Source organism: Cetobacterium sp. 2A (assembly GCF_014250685.1).
Classification (GTDB): domain Bacteria; phylum Fusobacteriota; class Fusobacteriia; order Fusobacteriales; family Fusobacteriaceae; genus Cetobacterium.
The window spans coordinates 619,350-640,000 of sequence record NZ_JACFAJ010000006.1 but is presented as its reverse complement, the minus strand read 5'-3'; the positions used below and the strand labels follow the sequence as shown (position 1 = coordinate 640,000).

Genomic DNA, 20,651 nt, shown 5'->3' with positions numbered 1-20,651 from the left:
GTATGTTGCTACCATTAAGTTGAGCACTCATGCGATACTGCCTGCGACGAGCAGGAGGAAGGTGGGGATGACGTCAAGTCATCATGCCCCTTATACGCTGGGCTACACACGTGCTACAATGGGCAGTACAGAGAGTCGCCAACCCGCGAGGGTGAGCTAATCTCTTAAAGCTGTTCTTAGTTCGGATTGTACTCTGCAACTCGAGTACATGAAGTTGGAATCGCTAGTAATCGCAAATCAGCTATGTTGCGGTGAATACGTTCTCGGGTCTTGTACACACCGCCCGTCACACCACGAGAGTTGGTTGCACCTGAAGTGGCAGGCCTAACCCGTAAGGGAGGGATGTTCCTAAGGTGTGATTAGCGATTGGGGTGAAGTCGTAACAAGGTATCCGTACGGGAACGTGCGGATGGATCACCTCCTTTCTAAGGAGACTACAATCTTTCTCTATTCGATTGATGATGTTCTATCATCAACTTTGGACATTGGAAACTATATAGTAGATATTGAGAGAATAATTAACAAATAACTAACAATTCAAATAATCTTTGAGTAGTTAGTCTGTCAAATAAAAATAGGTTAAGATATTAAGGGCACATGAAGGATGCCTTGGTAGTAAGAGCCGATGAAGGACGTGGTAAGCTGCGATAAGCCTAGAGGAGTTGCAATCGAACATTGATTCTAGGATTTCCGAATGGAGAAATCTGCTAAGATGGAGTCTTAGCACGAAAGAGGGAACCGCGTGAACTGAAACATCTAAGTAACGCGAGGAAAAGAAAGTAAAAACGATCCCCTAAGTAGCGGCGAGCGAACGGGGGTGAGCCTAAACCATATACATGTCAAGGTTACAGCCGTTGTGTATATGGGGTAGCGGGATAGTCTCTAGAAAGTCTGTAAAGCTTTCAGCATTTTGAAACACCGAACTGGAAGAACTTGGAAAAGTTCGCCGTAGAGGGTGATAGCCCCGTACAGGTAACCTGTTTCAAATGCGTAACTAATCCCAAGTAGCACGGAACACGAGGAATTCTGTGTGAATCAGCGAGGACCATATCTCGTAAGGCTAAATACTCTTACTAACCGATAGCGCATAGTACCGTGAGGGAAAGGTGAAAAGAACCCCGGGAGGGGAGTGAAATAGAACCTGAAATCATGTGCTTACAAGCGGTCAGAGCCCTTCGGGGTGATGGCGTGCCTTTTGGAGAATGATCCTGCGAGTTACGTTCAGTGGCAAGGTTAAGTTTAACGGAGCCGAAGGGAAACCGAGTCTGAATAGGGCGACATAGTCGCTGGGCGTAGACGCGAAACCTGGTGATCTAAGCCTGTCCAGGGTGAAGCTGTGGTAAGACACAGTGGAGGCCCGAACTCACCGCCGTTGAAAAGTTGGGAGATGAGGTAGGTTTAGGGGTGAAAAGCCAATCGAACCAGGAGATAGCTCGTTCTCTCCGAAATGCATTTAGGTGCAGCCTTGAGTGTTCAATTATGGGGGTAGAGCACTGAATGATCTAGGGGGCATATTGCTTACCGAAATCAATCAAACTCCGAATACCATAATTTAAGAGCTCAGGAGTGAGACTATGGGAATTAACTTCCATGGTCAAAAGGGAAACAACCCAGACCACCAGCTAAGGTCCCTAATTATAACTAAGTGGGAAAGGAGGTGGAGATTCACAAACAACCAGGAGGTTGGCTTAGAAGCAGCCATACCTTTAAAGAGTGCGTAATAGCTCACTGGTCGAGAGTCTCTGCGCCGACAATGTAACGGGGCTAAGTTATAAACCGAAGCTGTGGAATTGCGTAAGCAATTGGTAGGAGAGCGTTCTGTAGGCCGTTGAAGGAGAAGCGTAAGCGACTCTGGAGGTATCAGAAGTGAGAATGCAGGAATAAGTAGCGAGAATGGGAGCGAGAATCTCCCACGCCGGAAGACCAAGGGTTCCAGGGTAAAGTTTGTCTTCCCTGGGTAAGCCGGGTCCTAAGCCGAGGCTATAATGCGTAGGCGAATGGAAAACAGATTAATATTTCTGTGCCACTGATATTGAGTGATGGAGGGACGCAGGAGGTTATGCACGCTGGCGAACGGAAGTGCCAGTGTAAGCGTGTAGGGTGGTCTCGTAGGAAAATCCGCGAGACTAGATCTGAGGCGTGATACGGAGTCGTAAGATGAAGGTGCAAATACCACACTGCCGAGAAAAGCTTCTAAGCGTTTAAAGATATTAGTGCCCGTACCCCAAACCGACACAGGTGGTCAGGATGAGAAATCTAAGGCGGACAGGCTAACTCTCGTTAAGGAACTCTGCAAAATTGCCCCGTAACTTCGGGAGAAGGGGTGCCTTTCATGGTCAGCGAACACGCGTCGCAAAGCTGTGAGAGGCCGCAGTGAAGAGTCTCAGGCGACTGTTTAACAAAAACACAGGTCTATGCTAAGCTGTAAGGCGATGTATATGGGCTGACACCTGCCCAGTGCCGGAAGGTTAAGAGGAGGAGTGAGAGCTCCGAATTGAAGCCCCGGTGAACGGCGGCCGTAACTATAACGGTCCTAAGGTAGCGAAATTCCTTGTCGGGTAAGTTCCGACCTGCACGAATGGTGTAACGATCTGAGAGCTGTCTTGACGGGAGGCCTGGTGAAATTGTATTATCGGTGAAGATACCGATTACCTGCAGTAGGACGGAAAGACCCCATGGAGCTTTACTGTAGCTTGGTATTGGGTTTTGGTGTCGTATGTATAGGATAGTTGGGAGACTATGATGCGTGGTCGCTAGATTACGCGGAGTCAACGGTGGAATACCAACCATACTACATCGAAATTCTAATCTGAGGTTTGTACCCTCGGAGACAGTGCTAGGTGGGCAGTTTGACTGGGGCGGTCGCCTCCGAAAGAGTAACGGAGGCGTTCAAAGGTTCCCTCAGGTTGGATGGAAATCAACCGGAGAGTGCAATGGCAGAAGGGAGCTTAACTGCGAGACTGACGGGTCGAGCAGGTGCGAAAGCAGGACATAGTGATCCGGCGATTCCGAATGGAAGGGTCGTCGCTCAACGGATAAAAGCTACCCTGGGGATAACAGGCTGATTCTACCCGAGAGTCCATATCGACGGTAGAGTTTGGCACCTCGATGTCGGCTCATCGCATCCTGGGGCTGGAGAAGGTCCCAAGGGTTGGGCTGTTCGCCCATTAAAGCGGTACGTGAGCTGGGTTCAGAACGTCGTGAGACAGTTCGGTCCCTATCCACTGTAGGCGTTAGAATATTGAGAAGATCTGTCCTTAGTACGAGAGGACCGGGATGGACAAACCTCTGATGTACCAGTTGTCACGCCAGTGGCACAGCTGGGTAGTCACGTTTGGAACAGATAACCGCTGAAAGCATCTAAGCGGGAAACTGACTTCAAGATAAGTATTCTTTAAGACACCTTCGAGACTAGGAGGTTGATAGGTTGGGGGTGTAAGAGTAGCGATACTTTTAGCTGACCAATACTAATATGTCGAAGTTTTAACCTAATAAATCTCAACTACTATATAGTTTCAAGTGTTTAAAGACATTTGAATATTGATTGGCAACGATAGCTATGAGGGTACACCCAGTAACATTTCGAACCTGGAAGTTAAGCTCATAAACGCTGAAAGTACTTGGGGGGCAGCCCCCTGGGAGGATAAGTAGTTGCCAATCTTTTTTTTATTTTTTGTATTTTTTGGAAAAGGAAAAAGGAATTACTCTCCGAATCAGAATAAACCTCAAAGCAACTTATTGAACATTAATAAAACAATTGGGGGGGAAATATGGTGAGGAATTTTTTGCGACGCAATTTTTTGTTAACTCTTTTTTTAATCATTTCAAGTACCGTTCTAAGCGCTGTCAATCTGACAATTTCAAGTCCTACAAATTCATCTACTTATGACAATGGAAATTCAATTGCTTATAGAGTAAAAATAAGCAATCCAGACGCAGTACCTGTTACTAATTTAAAATTGGAAGTGCCACTCAGCACATTGACTTCAACACTTGATTCTGGAGGTAGTGGAGCAGTATTTAGTAATTTATTAAATGCTGTCAGTCCTGCTGGAACAACAGTTGGAGCTGTCACAGGAACTTTTTCCGCAAGTGGAGATTTTTTAGCTACTGGAATAACTATTCCTGCGGGCGGATCAGTTGAATATACAATAATTGGAACCGTAAACTCTGGAGTAAACGGAACCGTAAATGTAGTATCAACTTTAAAAGATTCATCAAATACTATTTTGTCGACTCAAAATAAAAGTTTAACAAGAGTCCCTTATACTTATACTTTGACTAAGACTAGTCCTTCAACATATTATGAACAAAATGGAACTATAATATATTCAGTTAAAGCTACAAATACAGGTTCAGCTCCAATATACGGAATGAATATCACAGATACATTACCTAGTGGAGTAACTGGAACAAATATAGTTGGAATAAGTTCTGGAGCTTTAAGTGATGATGGAACTTTTGCAAACACTGGAAATTTAAATGCATCAGGAGTAAGCATTGATGCAGGTGGATATGTACAATATACAATTATTGCCAGTGTAAATGCGGGACAAACGGCTCCAATAAATAATAGTGCAACTGCAACTGTTAGAAATACTCCTACAATTTCGAATTCACTTAATCTACCTCTTGCAACTTACAATTTCTCAATTACAAAAACAAACGTAAATTCAAATTATATACCTGGAAGCACAGCTTCTTTTAAGGTTAAAGTAACAAATACTGATCCAACAGTTAAAATTACAGGAATGACTGTAACTGATTTATTATCAGGAATCACAGCCCTTTCAGCAAATGGAACAACAAAACCCGTATTTGATATGACTACTGCAACAATTAGTGCAGTAACTAGTGGGGTTGGAACTAATGCTGGAACTTTTTTAGCTACTGGAGATTTAAATGCAACAGGAGTAACTATTGCAACTAGTGGTGGTTATGTAGAGTATACACTTACAGCAAAAGTTCAAGGCGATATAGTTGGACCTATTATAAATCCAGCTTCAGCTACAGATAGAAACGGAGTTGTAAAAAGTATAAACTCAACAGCTTTAAATTCAGCACCACCAACTTTAACTATCTCTAAAAATCAGTCACCAACTACAACTTTCACACCTGGAAGTAGTATTCAATATGATGTAATTGTATCTAATACTGGTAGTGGAATAGCTAAAGATTACAATGTATCAGACTTAATAACTGGTATAACAAGTAATTTAGCAAATAATGGTACTGGAACAAACTCAGTTGATAATCCAACAGGACAACCAATGAGCTCTTGGAGTGTATCATCATTTCTTTCACCAGCTGGAGGAAAAACAATTTCAGCTCTAATAAGTGCTGGTGGAATTTCTAATAATGCGAATATAAACGATACTGTTACAATATTCCCAGGAGAATCTATCCACTACATTATAACTTTAAATACAAAATCTACAAGTATTGGAAATATTTCAAATACAGCTTTCTTAAAAGATAGCACTTCAGCACCAGTTGCAAATTCGGGAGTTAAGACTTACACAGCAGCAACTCTAGCTCCAAATAGTAGTGCAACAATAACTAAAATAACTAATAGCACTGAATATAAACCTGGAGATACAGTTACATATTATATAACTGTGACAAATCCAGATCCTACAAAATTTATGGATAATTTAGCAATAAATGACTTAATAAATCAAATAAAATCTACTAATTTAGCTGGGAATCAAGCTCAAGCTTTTGCGAATTGGACAGTAACTGTTGATTCACAAACTGGAGCTGGAACTATGCCAGGAGATTTTGCTTATGGAGTTAATGGAACAACAAATTTCCAAGTTGTTGCCGACATAGGTCCTGGTGGAAGCATAACATATAAATTGGTAGCTAAAATCAATGATGATATCATCGGAACAATTTTAGATACAGGGATTCCTGGAGATAATGTTATTGAAAATGGTACTGGAATTAAAATGTCAAGTCCAGTATTAGAAATTGCAAAGAACGTAAATACAACTGAATATACACCTGGTGGTACTTTGGTGTATAGCTTTACAGTGGATAATCCAGGAGATGGGTATGCTATAAATATTCCTGTAGTGGATAATTTCCCAAGTATTATGACAACTGTATTAGGTGGAGGAACAGGACAAGCATATAATGGTTGGCAAGTAGTGGCATCAGTATATGATATAACAAATCCTAGTTCACCAGTTCTAATTACATCACCAACTACAACAAATCCTGGATTTACAGGAACAGCATCAGGAGGAGTAAATGATTCATTCAATGTAACAGCAACTCTTGGTCCAAATCGTAGAATTTTATACACTATGACAGCAGTTATAAATCCTTTAGCTACAGGGAAAATAGTAAACCAAGCAAAAGTAAATAATATTTTAGTTTCTGATAAGGGTGCTATAACAAGAACTTCAAGTGTAACTTTTGCTAAATCTGTAGATCAAGAATCATATCCAACTCTGGCTGGAAACAAGCTTACATATACTCTTGTTGTATCTAATAACTCTATAGCAGGACTTGCTATGGGAGTAGATGTTACAGATAGTATAAGTTCAATTCAAGCCGAACTTTTAGGTTCCGGTGCAATGGCAAATGTATTTACAAATTGGACTATAACAGCAGTTCCAACAGGAATAGGATCAAGCACACAGCTCACAAGTCCAGTTAGTGGTGTAAATTTAGTTGATGAAGTAAATATAGCTCCAGGAGGAAATATTACTTACACAATAGTTGGAACCCTAGCTACTCCTAGTGGAGATATATTCTATGGTCCTATTACAAATAGTGCAACAGCTGAAGGAATCACTGATACAGCTACAACTTATCCAAAATTACCTCTATTAAATCTAGTTAAAAAGACAAGTTCACCAACATATACACCTGGTGGAACAGTTACATTTACAATAGATATAGAAAATAATGGAGAGGGTTATGCAAATAATGCTTCAGTTATAGATAGTTTCCCGTCTAATAAACTTTCTGGATGGACAATCACAGCAACTAAAACTGGAACTGGAACAACTACTGGAACATTTACTGATGGTCAGGATTTAAATACAACTGTAGATATAGCTCCAGGAGGTAAAGTTTCATATACAGTGGTTGCTACTGTTAAACCTGGAACTACTGGACAAATAGAAAATACTGCATCTGTAACTGATATACAAAATGGTATAACTCAAACAGGTTCAGCTATTATTTCTGATGGTGGAACAGATGGAGATGGATCTGTTTACATTAAGAAAAGAACCGATAGTATGACTTTTGCACCAGATGGAACAATTACTTATTTTATAGATGTTACAAATGTATCTGGTCAACCAGTTAATAATTTAAGTGTTAAAGATTTATTTGGAAGCAATAAATCAACTTATGCTGATAATCCAAATGGCGGAATACCAGATGTAGCAGATTTATTAAATCAACCAACATTTGATAGTTGGACAATATATAAGGGATTAAATAATCCAAATCCTTCAACAGTTCTTACACCGCTAGGAACAACTAATCTAAATGATTCTCTAGGAACTCTAGCAAGTGGAGACGTAGTTACATATAAAGTAGTTGCTAAAGTAAATATAAGAGTCGTAAGTCCAAAGATAACAAATGTGGCTGAACTTTATCAAAATAGTGTAAAGATTGGAGATAGCCAAATTCAACATAAAATTATTCCACCTGGAGGAGGGATAACAAGAACAGTAGATAAGGCTTTTTATGTGCCAGGGGTAGATACAATAACGTATACAATAACAGCTACATCAACAGGACCTGGATTCCAAAATAACTTGAGTTTAGCTGAAAATATAAATGATTTATCTGTTAATCTAATAGATGGTGGAACAGGAAATCCGTTCTATAACTATGTGACTAATAAGAATGAATTTACAGTTGCAGTGACTATAACTGATCCTAGTGGAAATGTTAGAACTCTTTATACTAAAGGGCCAGAAGACAATAAAGATTTAGTTGGAACTTTAGATATTCCACCTGGTTCAACAATTGTCTATAAAATCACTGGAAAAGTTAGACCAGATGCTATGGGTCTTATTGATAACAATGGACTTTTAACAGATCAACATAGATATAATTTAAATATAACTAAAAAAGCAAACTTAATAAAATATGAACCTGGAAAACCTATGATTTATACAATAAATATAAAAAATAATAGTACAGGAAATGCACAAAATATAGATATAGAAGATAATTTTAAAAATATAATGGTAACAGATTCAGAAGGGAATCAAGTTCCAGCATTTACAAGTATAACTTTACTTTCACAGGATGTTATCAGTGGATATAAAGCTACGACAAATGACACAAGTGTATATCCAAATGCAATGGTAAATGGAGTATTACATACCTTAGCCGATATACCAACACCTGGAGAGATTCAGTATAAGGTAGAGGTTCAAGTTACAGACAAAGCTGTTTCAGCAATTGATAATACAGTTTTAGTTGGAGGAGACTCTGTTTCCAACGAGGTTGGACCATCAACTCCGAATTTAACACCGACTAAGAAAATTCTAAAGTATTATGATTTGGATGGAACAACTGTCCTAACCAATGGTTATAGACCTGGTGGATATGTTGAATATGAAATAAAAGTTCAAAATATTGGTAAAGGAATTTTAGATAATGCTCCTTTCACAGATGATATAACCAATATTCAAACTAACTATTTTGATGGAACAACTGGAAAAGCTTTTGACAGTTGGACAATAACTCTAGCTGGTAAAGATACTATAGGAACCAATGTAACTAAGCCAGATATAGATGGTCAAATTCAAAATACTACAAGCATAAATACTCATGTGGATATAGCTGCTGGAGGATTTTTTACATATGTAGTAAAAGCTAAAATAAATGAAAAAGCAGTTGGAACATTTAAAAATAGTTTTACAGTTGGAGGAATTACAAGAGAGAGTGAAACTTCAAATATGGCACCTAAAAATATAGTTTTCACTAAAAAAGCTTTTGAAGCCAACGGAACAACTGTTAAAACTACTTTCTCACCTGGAGATACTGTAGTTTATAAAGTTAGAATAGATAATACTGGAAACGGTACTGACTATTTGAAAAACTTAACTGATATAGTAAGTGGAATTACGGCAACAGTTGCAGAGGATGGATTAAATGGAGCAAATCCAATTGCCCCTGTATTTGCTAGTTATCAAATAACAGCTACTACATCTGGTGGAAATGTAACTAACCTTGGAACATTTATAACGCCACAAACAGGTGGAGATGTAAATCAAACAATTTCAATAGCCTCTAAAGGTTATGTAGAACTTGTAATAACAGGAGTACTTAAAAATACAATCATTGGTGCATTTACAAATAGAGCCATCTATGATGGAACCACTAAGGCTGTAACTTTAAATCCTAAAACTCCAACTCTTACTTTATCAAAGACGCTTACTGAGTTAGCAGGAGCACCATTTGTTGCAGGTACAACTAAGTATAAACCTGGAGATAGCGTTAAATATATTGTGGATATTAAAAATACTGGAACTACATTCTTTGATAATCTGGTAATTACAGATACAGTAAATAATGTAGTAACAGAGCTAACTGGTGGATCAACTGGACCAGCACTTACAAATGTGGCTGTATCAGTTCAAAAGATTCCATCTGGTGGAATAACATACTTACCTACACCTATCGGAACTGCTGGAGTTACTATAAATCAAGAGATAGACTTTGCACCAGGAGATGAGCTTATCTATACAATTACTGGAAATATAAGCAATGATGCTCTTGGAACAATATCTGCAAATAGTGTTAGAGCTAAGGATTCTGGAAATGTGGATGTAACAAAAACTTCTGATGTAATACTTCCAAAATCTCCAGTTATAACGACAGCTAAAACATTGACATCTCTACTTCCGGATAGAATATACACTCCTGGAGGAACAGTTAGCTATAGATTGACAATGACTAACAGTGGAGATGGATATGGAAATAATATTCCAATGAAAGATATTTTAACAGCAGTTCAAACTGAAATAGTTGGTGGAGGAACAGCTCAAGCATTTACAGCTTGGACAATAACTCCTACGATTACTTATTCACCGTCACTTCCGTATTCTGGAAATGAAACTAACTATACAGGAACGCTTACTGATAATAATAACTTAAACATCACTGTGGATATAGCACCTGGTTCAACTATAACAGTGGACATAGTTGCTACTATTAGAAATGATGCAGTTGGAGATATCAAAAATATTGCAGTACTAAATGGAACGAATAAAGATGACGGAATTATCAGTCCAAAACCTGGAGTTGTAAATGTAACAAAAGGAACAACAACTTCATCTTATGCACCTGATGGACCACTTAACTTTGTGGTTGTTCTAACAAACACAAGTACAGATGGAATTGCAAATAATGTTTCTCTAACAGATATAATATCTAATATTCAAGTTACTACAGCTGGTGGAACATTAAAACCAGCATTTAAACCTGGATGGACAATTTCAACGAATATATTTGGAAGTAATTCCACAACATATACAGCTGGAATTCCAGTTTCTGGGGATATAAATACAAGTAATATTGATATAGGACCATCAACAAGTGTGGTTGTAAATATCAATGGTTATGCTATATCAGATGCAGTTGGAGATATAGTAAATATAGGTAAGTGGACATATAAAGATAAGGTTGATCAACCACTTACAGCTACAATAATACCAGGACCAGGAAAGTTAGAAATAAGTAAAATAGCTTCATCTGATACATACTCACCTGGTTCAACTATAACTTATACAATGGATATCAAAAATACAGGAACTGGTTATTTAAATAATGTATCAATTCTTGATGATATTTTAGGAATTCAAGCTCAGATAGCAGGAGCACCTTTAGCTACTGGACAAGCCTTTAGTAGTTTCAATGTGGTATCTGTTACGACAACAAGTTCTAATACAACTGTTCTAAGAGATAACGCATATACAACTGGATACAAAGCAATAGCTGATATTTATCCAGGGGAAAAAGTAAGTGTTAAAATTAGTGCAGTAGTAAATGCAAACGTATTAGGAACTATAACTAACTCATTGATTGCTGATGAAGTTGGAAAAGATCCAATTCATACGGATAAAACAATATCACCATTACCACCAAGTCTTAATATTTCTAAGACAGTTGATAAAGCTGTATACATAAATCAAGATACTCTAACTTACAATCTAACTGTTACAAATACAGGGGTAGGTTGGGCAAATGATATAAATATTACAGATGATATCTCTCAAATACAAGTAAGCTTTACAGGTGGACCAACAGGGCCAGCTTTTGAACCTTCTTGGACAATAAGTGCAACTACAACAGGAACAGGAACTACTTCAGGAGTTTACAGCAATGGTACGGATATAAATACAACTGTAGATATAGCTCCAGGAGGATCAGTTACATATAAGATAGTGGCTCAGATAAAAACGGGTGCAAACGGAGAGATTCTAAACTTTGGAAACTATAAACTTGGAGATACTTTAGTTAAAAGTAACGAAGTTATATCCAATCCAAAAATTGCAAACTTGAGTATTACAAAAACTACAAAAGATGGACAAACTTCTTACGCAGTAGATGGAAAAGTGAACTATTTAATTACTGTTAAAAATCTAGAAAATACACCAGCAAGTAATGTTGTTGTGAAGGATTTAATCAGCAGTATTGTAGTTAGAAGTAGTGCAGGAACACCTCTATCACCACCTGATTTCATAAATGCATTTACTTCTTGGAAAATTGTTTCTGTGACACATAGCAGTGGAAGTACACCGCCAACTACAATTGTTCCAACAGTTGGAAGTTCTAGTTCTACACAGGATATAGAAGTTGATACAAGTCTGAGTAGTTTAGAAACTCTTACAATAGAAGTAGAAGCTACAGTGAACCCAGGATTAGCATCATTACCTGATGGATCACCAATAGGTAATATCATAAACATTGCTTCAGTAACATACAATGAAGTAAAGAATACATCTTATGTTACAGTTAATCCGTTACCTCCAATATTAAATACAACTAAGAAAATAACTCTTTTAGGAAGTACAGAAAATCCAACAGATTTGACATACACACCTGGAGAGGATATTGAATACACAATAAGAGTTACAAATAGTGGGCAAGGAATAGCAGATAACGTAATTATAGAGGATAAAATAAGTGAGATAACTACTGAACTCTCAGGTGGAATAACTGGGCAACCAGCATTAGAACCTGGATGGACAATCTCATTTACAAAATTTGATACTAGAACTCAAATTTGGCCATCAAGTTTTGCACCTGGTTCAGATATTCTTATGAACGCAGACATATCGCCAAATGGATATTTAGAGATAAAAATCAAAGGTAAGATAGTTAAAAATGCGATAGGAGATATAAGTGGAAACAGTGTAAAAGTAAACGACACTGAAGTAAAAACTCCTATTTTAACTCCATCACCTGGAGCTTTAAGTTCAAGTAAAGTTATAATTGACGGTGGAAGTGAAGTTTCAACTAACACATATACACAGGGTGGAACTTTAGTTTATAAAATTGTTGTCAATAATACTGGACTAGGATTTGCAAGAAATGTTACTTTAGTTGATACAATTTCAGGAATAATGAGTGAAAAAGTTGGAGGAGGGACAACAACTGCCTTCAATTCTTGGACAGTTTCAGCAACATATAATAGTTCGCTTGGAACAACTCTATCTGGAACATATCCAGCACCATCTATAGATATAAATGAGGATATGGATATAGCTCCTGGAGATTCAGTTGTATTTACAGTGACTGGAACACTTGTTAATAACGTAGTTGGGAATATTGTAAATAACGCTAATGTAAAGAGTACAGATTTAAGTTATGATAAGACTCATACAGTTACATCAACTCCTAAAACTGCAACAGTAAATGTTACTAAAACAGCAGTTAATCCAACATATGTACCTGGAGGAGCAATAGGATTTGATATAGTTATTGAAAATACAAGTTCAGATGCAATCGTAAATGACTTCATACTAAATGATAGTATCAGTACAATTTTAGTTTCTAAAACTGGTGGTGGAACAGACGTTGCATTCGCACCTGGATGGACGATTACACCGGTAGTAATTGGAGATAGTTTAAATTCTGATGTTTCATTAGTACCTACATCTGGAGATATATCAAATGTAAAAATAGATATAGGAAAGAGTACAGAAGTTATTATACAAATAAGAGGTACTGCAACAAATGACATCTATGGACCAATTGTAAATAATGGATCATGGAGTTATGGACCTGATACAAATAAACCAATAACAGCAACTATCGATTCGATAGATGGAAAGATATCAATAATTAAAGATGTAGATTCGGCTACTTATGTACCGGGTGGAGATCTAACATACACAGTTAAGATAAAAAATGAGAGTACAGGAATAGCAGCTGGAGTTAAAATTTCAGATGACATTCTAGGAATTCAAGCTCAAATAGCTGGAGCAGGAACTCCTCTTGGAAATGCCTTTGCTTCTATAGTATCTACGAATGCAACGGCTGGAAGTACAGTTACAATAATCACTCCAAATGCACCTATGCCAGCCAATGGATATTATGCAACAGCTGACATTGCACCAGGGGATACAGTGACCGTTGTAATAAAAGCAACTCTAAATGAAAATGTAGTTGGAGAAGTTGTAAATACAGCAAAAGCAAAATACAAAGATTCAGAAGTTACTGATGACGCAAGTTCAGTTTCAGAAGCTGGAAAATTAGGAATATATAAGACTGAAGACAAGACAAAATATATACCTAATCAAGATATGAACTATAAAGTTTATGTTACAAATACTGGAACAGGTTGGATAAAAAATGCTGTGGTTAGAGATGATATTACAAGTATTGTTGCACAAGTACTTGGAAATACAACAGGACCAGTGTTTGACCCAACATCAATAGTTATAACAAGTTCATCTGTTGAACCAACAAATTCTATAACTATGAATCCAGCAGCAAATCCAAACTTAGAGGCAAATGTAGACATAAAACCAGGAACAACTATTATATTTAATATAAAAGCCACTGTAAATTCAAATGTGGTTGGAAATATAGTAAATCTGGCAACAGTTACTGATGAGAATGGAAAACCAACTCAGAGTAATGAAGTTATTGCAGTTCAAGACATTCCAGATATTCAGTTTAGTAAAACTGCAAATATTACACAGTATGATGTAAATGGACAAGTTACATATACAGTAACTTTAAGAAATAATACTGAAAATTCAATTGATAATATCTACTTGATGGATGATATTCTTGGAATAAGAGCTACCGATAGTAATGGAAATTCAGTTTATCCATTTGTTGAAACATCATTAACGGGTCTTATAAATGTAGTTCAAGATCCGGGAGTTACAATTACTTCTTCTGGAAATCCTGCACAACTTGCTACTATAGGAATGCCAGGAAATTCTCAAGTTACATTCACAATAACTCTTACAATAAAAGATAATATAGTTGGAAATATATTAAATACAGCTATTAAAGTTTATGACGAGAAGTCAGAAACTAGAGACGTTACAATTACACCTAAAAAACCAGTTATAAATGTAACGAAGACTGTGTCAACATCAAATGGTGGAGACGCTATATTTGAAGATGGAGAAACAGTTACTTATACTGTAACAATAAATGAAACAGCTGGAGTTCCAGCATTTAATGTAAAAGTTACAGATGCTATAAGAGCTCTAGTAAATAATACTACTCCAGCAGTTCCTGTATTTGATCCAGCTACAATAAGAGTGCTTGGAGTATACGGAGCAAACGGAACAACTCCAATACCATACACAGGAACAATAAGTGGAAGTAGTGATGTGCTTACAATCAATGAAGTAATAACTAAAGCCACTGTAGTGATTGAAGCAGTAGTAAATAGTAATGTTGGTTTCGAACCAGGAGAGAAGTTAAACAATACTGCTTATGTTGAAGTAAGACAAAATCCAAACTCTGAAACACCAGATGCAACAGGAGAAGGATCAGTTATAATTACTCCAATAAATCCTGTACTTTCTGTAACTAAAGCTATAAAAACTGCAAGTGGAAGAGATAAACTTTATCCAAACGAAGTTGTAACTTATACACTTACACTTATAAATTCAAGTGCAATAGATGCAATAGATGAAAATATAAATCTTGGAGCACCAGGAGTTTCTCTAAAAGATAACATAGCTGGAATTACAGATCTTCATGGAGACCAAGTTTATACAAACATTCATATAGTTTCTGTACAATCAAGTACAGGAGCAACTATACCTCAAAATAACTCTCCAACTGACAATACAGTTCTGAGTTATTCAGGAGATATATCAGATACAGCTAGTGAAATCATATTCACAAGAGTACCGAAAAATAGTTCAATGATAGTTCAAATTGAAGCAACTGTAAAATCGGATGTAGTATTTACTTCTGGAGAGATTATAAGAAATATAGCTGAACTAGGAGATCCAATTCCAAGTAATCCAGTTGATATAGTTGTTGGACAAAATGAATTAGAAATTACTAAAAAAGCAAATGTAGATGAGATTCTTTTAGGAGAACCAGTTACATATACAATAACAGTTAAAAATGTAGGGCAAGGAATAGCAAACAATGTCTATGTAATAGATAAAATTTCAGAAATTACTGGAACTAGTTTCAGTGGAAAAACTATACCTGCATTTACAGATTGGACTATTACAAGTACAGCAACAGATGGAAGTAATGCTGGAACATATACTTCAGAAAATACTGACCTAATAGTTAAAGATGCACTTATTCAACCAGGTGGAACAATAACTTACACAATTGTTGCTCATACATCTGTTGATTTAGATGAAAAATCTATAACAAACGTAGCAATAGTTACAGACGAACCAAATCTAAATCCAAAAGAGAGTTCTGTAAAAACAACAATTAAGAAGCCTATGATTACAATCAATAAAACTGTTGGTGTAAATGAAGCTTCTGTTGGTAAATTTGTACCTTACTTAATAAGTGTTAAAAACAATGAAAAAGAGCCAGTTAAAAATGTGTATATAAGAGACATAATCCCAGCTGGTCTTAAATATGTTGATGGTTCTACTATTCTTATTAGAAGTAGTGGAAACAAAGAAGTAATACAAGTTCAAGGAACTAAAGAATTACTGATGGGGCCATTTGATTTAGCTTCAAATGAAATGATTGAAATTAGTTACCTTCTAAAAGTTTCGGTTGGAGCTGTTAAAGGTAGATATAAAAACTTAGCTATGGCAGTAAATAGAGCTGGTTCAGTTCTATCAAATGAGTCATCAGCTGAAGTTGATATAGTTGAAGATCCATTATTTGAAAAATCAACAGTTCTTGGAAAAGTATTCCATGATAGAGATGGCGATGGATATCAAGATAGTTTTGTGGCTTCGAAAATAAAAGTTCAACAAAACATTCTAGAGAGCAACTATGTACCTGAGAGTACAGTTCTAGATATCAATGGAAGAAAAGTAAATGTACCTGATGCAAGTGTTCCTTTAGAAAGAGGAATAAAAGTAGCAGGAGATTTAAAAGGTAGACTTAGTGAAGATGAACCAATGGATAGAAATAAAATTGATATCTATACTGGTTTAACATCTGTTGAAAACTTGGGGGATATAAGAGTTACAACAGCAGAAGGAACAGATATAACTCTAAAATCTGATGGAACAGTGGTTACTGACCATAAAGGAATGAAAAGAGCTGGAATGACAGCCCAAAACATTGTTGTTCAAAGAAAGATATTAAGAGCTAAAGGTTCTGGAAAAGAGTTATCAGGAGTACCTTATTACCAAGTTATCACCATAATGAATACTGGAATTCAAGAGGAGGGATTACCTGGAGTTAGACTGGCTACTGTTGAGGGGCTAATAATAGAAACCGACCAATATGGAAGATACCATATTCCAGAAGTTTCATCTAGCAAAGGTAAAAACTTTATAATCAAAGTTGACCCAACTACACTACCGAGTGGAACAACATTCACTACTGAGAATCCTAAGGTTCAAACATTAGGATCCACTCCAATAAAATTCAATTTTGGTGTTATCATTCCAGAGATTAAATACTCAGAGAAGGGGGAATCTCTATGAGAAAGTTTATGTATATTATGATACTCGCTTCATGGGCTAATCTTTATGGAGATATGGTAACAACAGAATATGAGGTTATTGATTCATTTGCCACTGAAGAAATTGAAACAAGAATTGAGAGAAAAGACGAAGAGAAATATATCTATAGAGGAAGAACAAATTTAGCAGATAGAAGAGGAACTCTATACACAGTTACTGATCCGATAGCACTGACTGCAAATTTGGATATAAACAGTAGAAAGATTGTTTATGATAATACACCAGTAAATTTCTACATATATACTAACTATGAAAAGCTAATAAATAGATATGAGATTTTAATCTATGATACAGCAGATACTATGAGACTTAGACCAATAGAAACTATTTCAGGGGAGAGAGTGGTATTAAACACTCCCATCCTCTGGGAGGGTCAAGATTCTAAAAAAGAAGTTGCATATGTACTAAGAGTTTATGATGAGAAAGGTAGATATGATGAAACTCATCCAAGAACAATAACTTTTAAAGATATGACAAAAGTTTCTGAAACTTCTATAACTAAAGAGGAAGATATAAAAGATGCAATTTATGGACAGAGCAATCTGGCTATACAAAATATCCCTCTATCTGGATCAAAAGTTAGAATATATGGTAAAGATTTATTTGATGTAAAAACTGTAAAAATTGGTGGGCAGGCTGTTGAAGTGGATAGAAGTGGAGACTTCATATTTGAAACTATGAGTGGAGCACCAAAAGAAATCTTTGATGTGGAGCTTGAATATCTAAATGGTAAAAATGAACTTTATCCAATAGAAGTTGAAAATCCTGAAAATTATGAATTCTTAGTTGGACTAGCAGATTTCTATCTTGGACAAAACAAGGTGACAGGAAGTGATGCCATCTTAGAAAATGGAACTGATTATCAAGAAGATTTCTTCAACACTGGAAGACTTGCATTCTACTATAAAAAAATCTATGACAAATATAGAATTACAGCTCAAGCAGATACTTGGAGTAAAGAAATAAAACATATGTTCACAGATTTCTACGAAAGAGATAAGACAGAACTGTTCCGTAAAATAGATAGAGATTATATAAATTTCAACTACGGAGATGAATCTTTCATGTATACGGACGTTAATACAGAAGGAAAAGCTTACTTAAGAGTTGACTGGGATAAATCACAAGTTTTATGGGGAAGTTATGAAACTGGATTCACTGGACCTAAGTATGCAGAGTACAATCGTACACTATACGGAGCAAGAGGTGAATACAACAGTTTAGAAACTAATGACTTTGGAGATAGCAGATATAGAATTGCTGCTTTTGGTTCAAAACCTGATACAACTTATCAAAGAGATAGTTTCCTTGGAACAGGAGGAAGCGTTTACTACTTAAGTGAAAGAGATATAGTTGTTGGAAGTGCTAAATTAACTGTAGAACTTAGAAATAAGGAAACAGGAAGACTTATTGAAAGAGCTACTCTTACAGAGGGAAGAGATTACCAAATAAATGAATTATCTGGAAGAGTAATACTTGAAGAACCACTTAGCCAAGGATCATTTAAATTAAATTCGAACTCTATAATAAAAGATTCACCGTCAGGTTCTTATGACTACTACCTAACAGTTGACTATGAATACTATGATATAAATCTAGATCTTTCAAATAAAGTTGCTGGTACAACAGGTAGAGCATGGTTAACTGATAATATCGGACTGGGTGGAACATATATAGATGAGAGTAGAGATTCTGAGATTGGAGATTATGAATTAAAAAGTGTAAATGCAATAGTTAAAAAATCAGCTGGAACATATTTGATGGGAGAGTATTCAGAGTCTGAAGGAAACCAACTTGTTAGAGATAGCAACTGGTATTCATATAACGGTGGATATGATTTCACAGAGCAACCAACAATCGAAGTTGGTAAAAAAGGTAAAGCATACTATATCGAGGGAGGACTTGCTCTTACTGATTACTATGCTGATTTAAATCCTACAGATGGATTTAGCTTCTGGTATTCAGAAAAAGAAAAAGGATTCTCAACTGGAAATGAACCTAGTGGACTTGAAAGAAAAGAGTATGGTTTAAGAGGAACATTCCAATGGTCAGATAGAGTAAAACTATTTGCAGAAGCTTCAAACTATGAAGAAAAATCATATGAAGATGATGCTGTAGTTGCTACAGTTGATGGAACAAGAACAGAAAAAGCAGTAGCTGTGGGTGGAGAATATACATTCACAGAAAGATTTAGAGTGGGAGTAGAAGCAAAATATGAAAAAAATGAAGAGAATGATTCAAATCTAATAACATTAAATAATGATGACTTAGAAAATGGAGAAGCTCTATTAGTTGGAACAAAGCTTTCATATGATTTCACACCAGATACTGAAGTATATACTAAACTTCAAGCTACAACTTGGAAAGATGATGAGTATGAAACAAATAATATGGTAAGTTTAGGAACTGTGACACAAATTACTGAATCGTTAAAACTTCATGCTGAAGGGGGAACTGGAAGTAGAGGTCAAGCAGCAGACGTAAGAATGAATTATCAGTACAATCCTGACCATGAAATATATTTAGGATACCTTCTAGATAATGAAGATGGAAGAGAGAGTGCTGTAACATTTGGACAGAAATTTGCCTTCACAGACAGAACTAAATTATACCAAGAGAATCAATTTGTAAATGATGACACTGAACAAGGAATTCTTCAAACATATGGAGTAGATTATGAATATAACGATAGATTGACTTTAGGAGTTATATATCAAAATGGAAATGTTGATATAGAGGAGGGATCAGTAGATAGAAATAGTGTAAGTACTATACTTAGATACGATTCACCTAAATTCTATTCGAAACATAGACTTGAATTTGGAAAAGATACTGGGGCACAATCTTCAAATACTTGGGGAACTATAAATAAACTTAAATGGATACCAACTCCAGAATATACACTATTCGGAGAAGCCAATTATGTTTTAGGTAGAGGAGATATGGGTCTTGATGAAGATGATCCTGAAGATGAAGATTCTAAATACTATGAGTTTGGACTAGGTCTTGCTTATAGACCAATTTGGGATGACAGATTAAATGTTATAACTAAGTATGCTTATATATATGATGATGGACCTAGAAGTCAGTTAAATGCTGAGTTTTCTCAAAAAGCTCACGTACTTTCACTTGAGGGAATATATGATCTAACTAAGAAACTTAGTTTAGCAAGTAAATATGCAATTAGAAAAGAAGAGATGAAACCTTATGCACAAAACGAATGGTTTGAATCTACACTTGATCTATTTGCTGTTAGAGCAACTTATGAAATTATTCATAAATGGGATGCTTTTGGTGAGTATCACTGGTTAAGAGATATAACTTCTGATGATATAACTCACGGAGCTATAGTAGGTCTATATAGAGAAGTAGGAAATAACTTACAAGTTGGAGTTGGATATAATTTTACAGACTTTACGGATGATTTAACAGACTTGGATTACCAAGCAAAAGGATGGTATGTAAATCTTATAGGAAAATTCTAAAAATATTTTTTCACTAAATTTG

The 20,651-nt window shown here is 36.2% G+C and carries 2 protein-coding genes and 3 rRNA genes (1 of these 5 only partly in view); all 5 read left to right on the top strand.

Annotated features, from left to right (window positions below):
• A 16S ribosomal RNA gene (locus H3N56_RS06925) occupies positions 1–425 on the top strand (it extends 1,089 nt beyond the left edge of the window).
• 152 nt (positions 426–577) lie between these two features.
• Positions 578–3,491: ribosomal RNA gene (locus H3N56_RS06920) — 23S ribosomal RNA — on the top strand.
• Between the two features lie 52 nt (positions 3,492–3,543).
• Positions 3,544–3,660: ribosomal RNA gene (rrf, locus tag H3N56_RS06915) — 5S ribosomal RNA — on the top strand.
• Together the 16S, 23S and 5S rRNA genes form the textbook arrangement of a ribosomal RNA operon.
• A 113-nt stretch (positions 3,661–3,773) precedes the next feature.
• On the top strand, positions 3,774–17,105 hold the full coding sequence (locus tag H3N56_RS06910) for a DUF11 domain-containing protein (RefSeq protein ID WP_185880495.1): 13,332 nt from the start codon (positions 3,774–3,776) through the stop codon (positions 17,103–17,105).
• On the top strand, positions 17,102–20,629 hold the full coding sequence (locus H3N56_RS06905) for a hypothetical protein (RefSeq protein ID WP_185880494.1): 3,528 nt from the start codon (positions 17,102–17,104) through the stop codon (positions 20,627–20,629). The genes H3N56_RS06910 and H3N56_RS06905 overlap by 4 nt, the downstream gene beginning before the upstream one ends.
• Positions 20,630–20,651 lie beyond the last annotated feature (22 nt).

Bases quoted from the DNA above. Each gene is read 5' to 3' on its own strand.
- H3N56_RS06905 (WP_185880494.1), top strand. From the start codon at position 17,102: ATGAGAAAGTTTATGTATATTATGATACTCGCTTCATGGGCTAATCTT.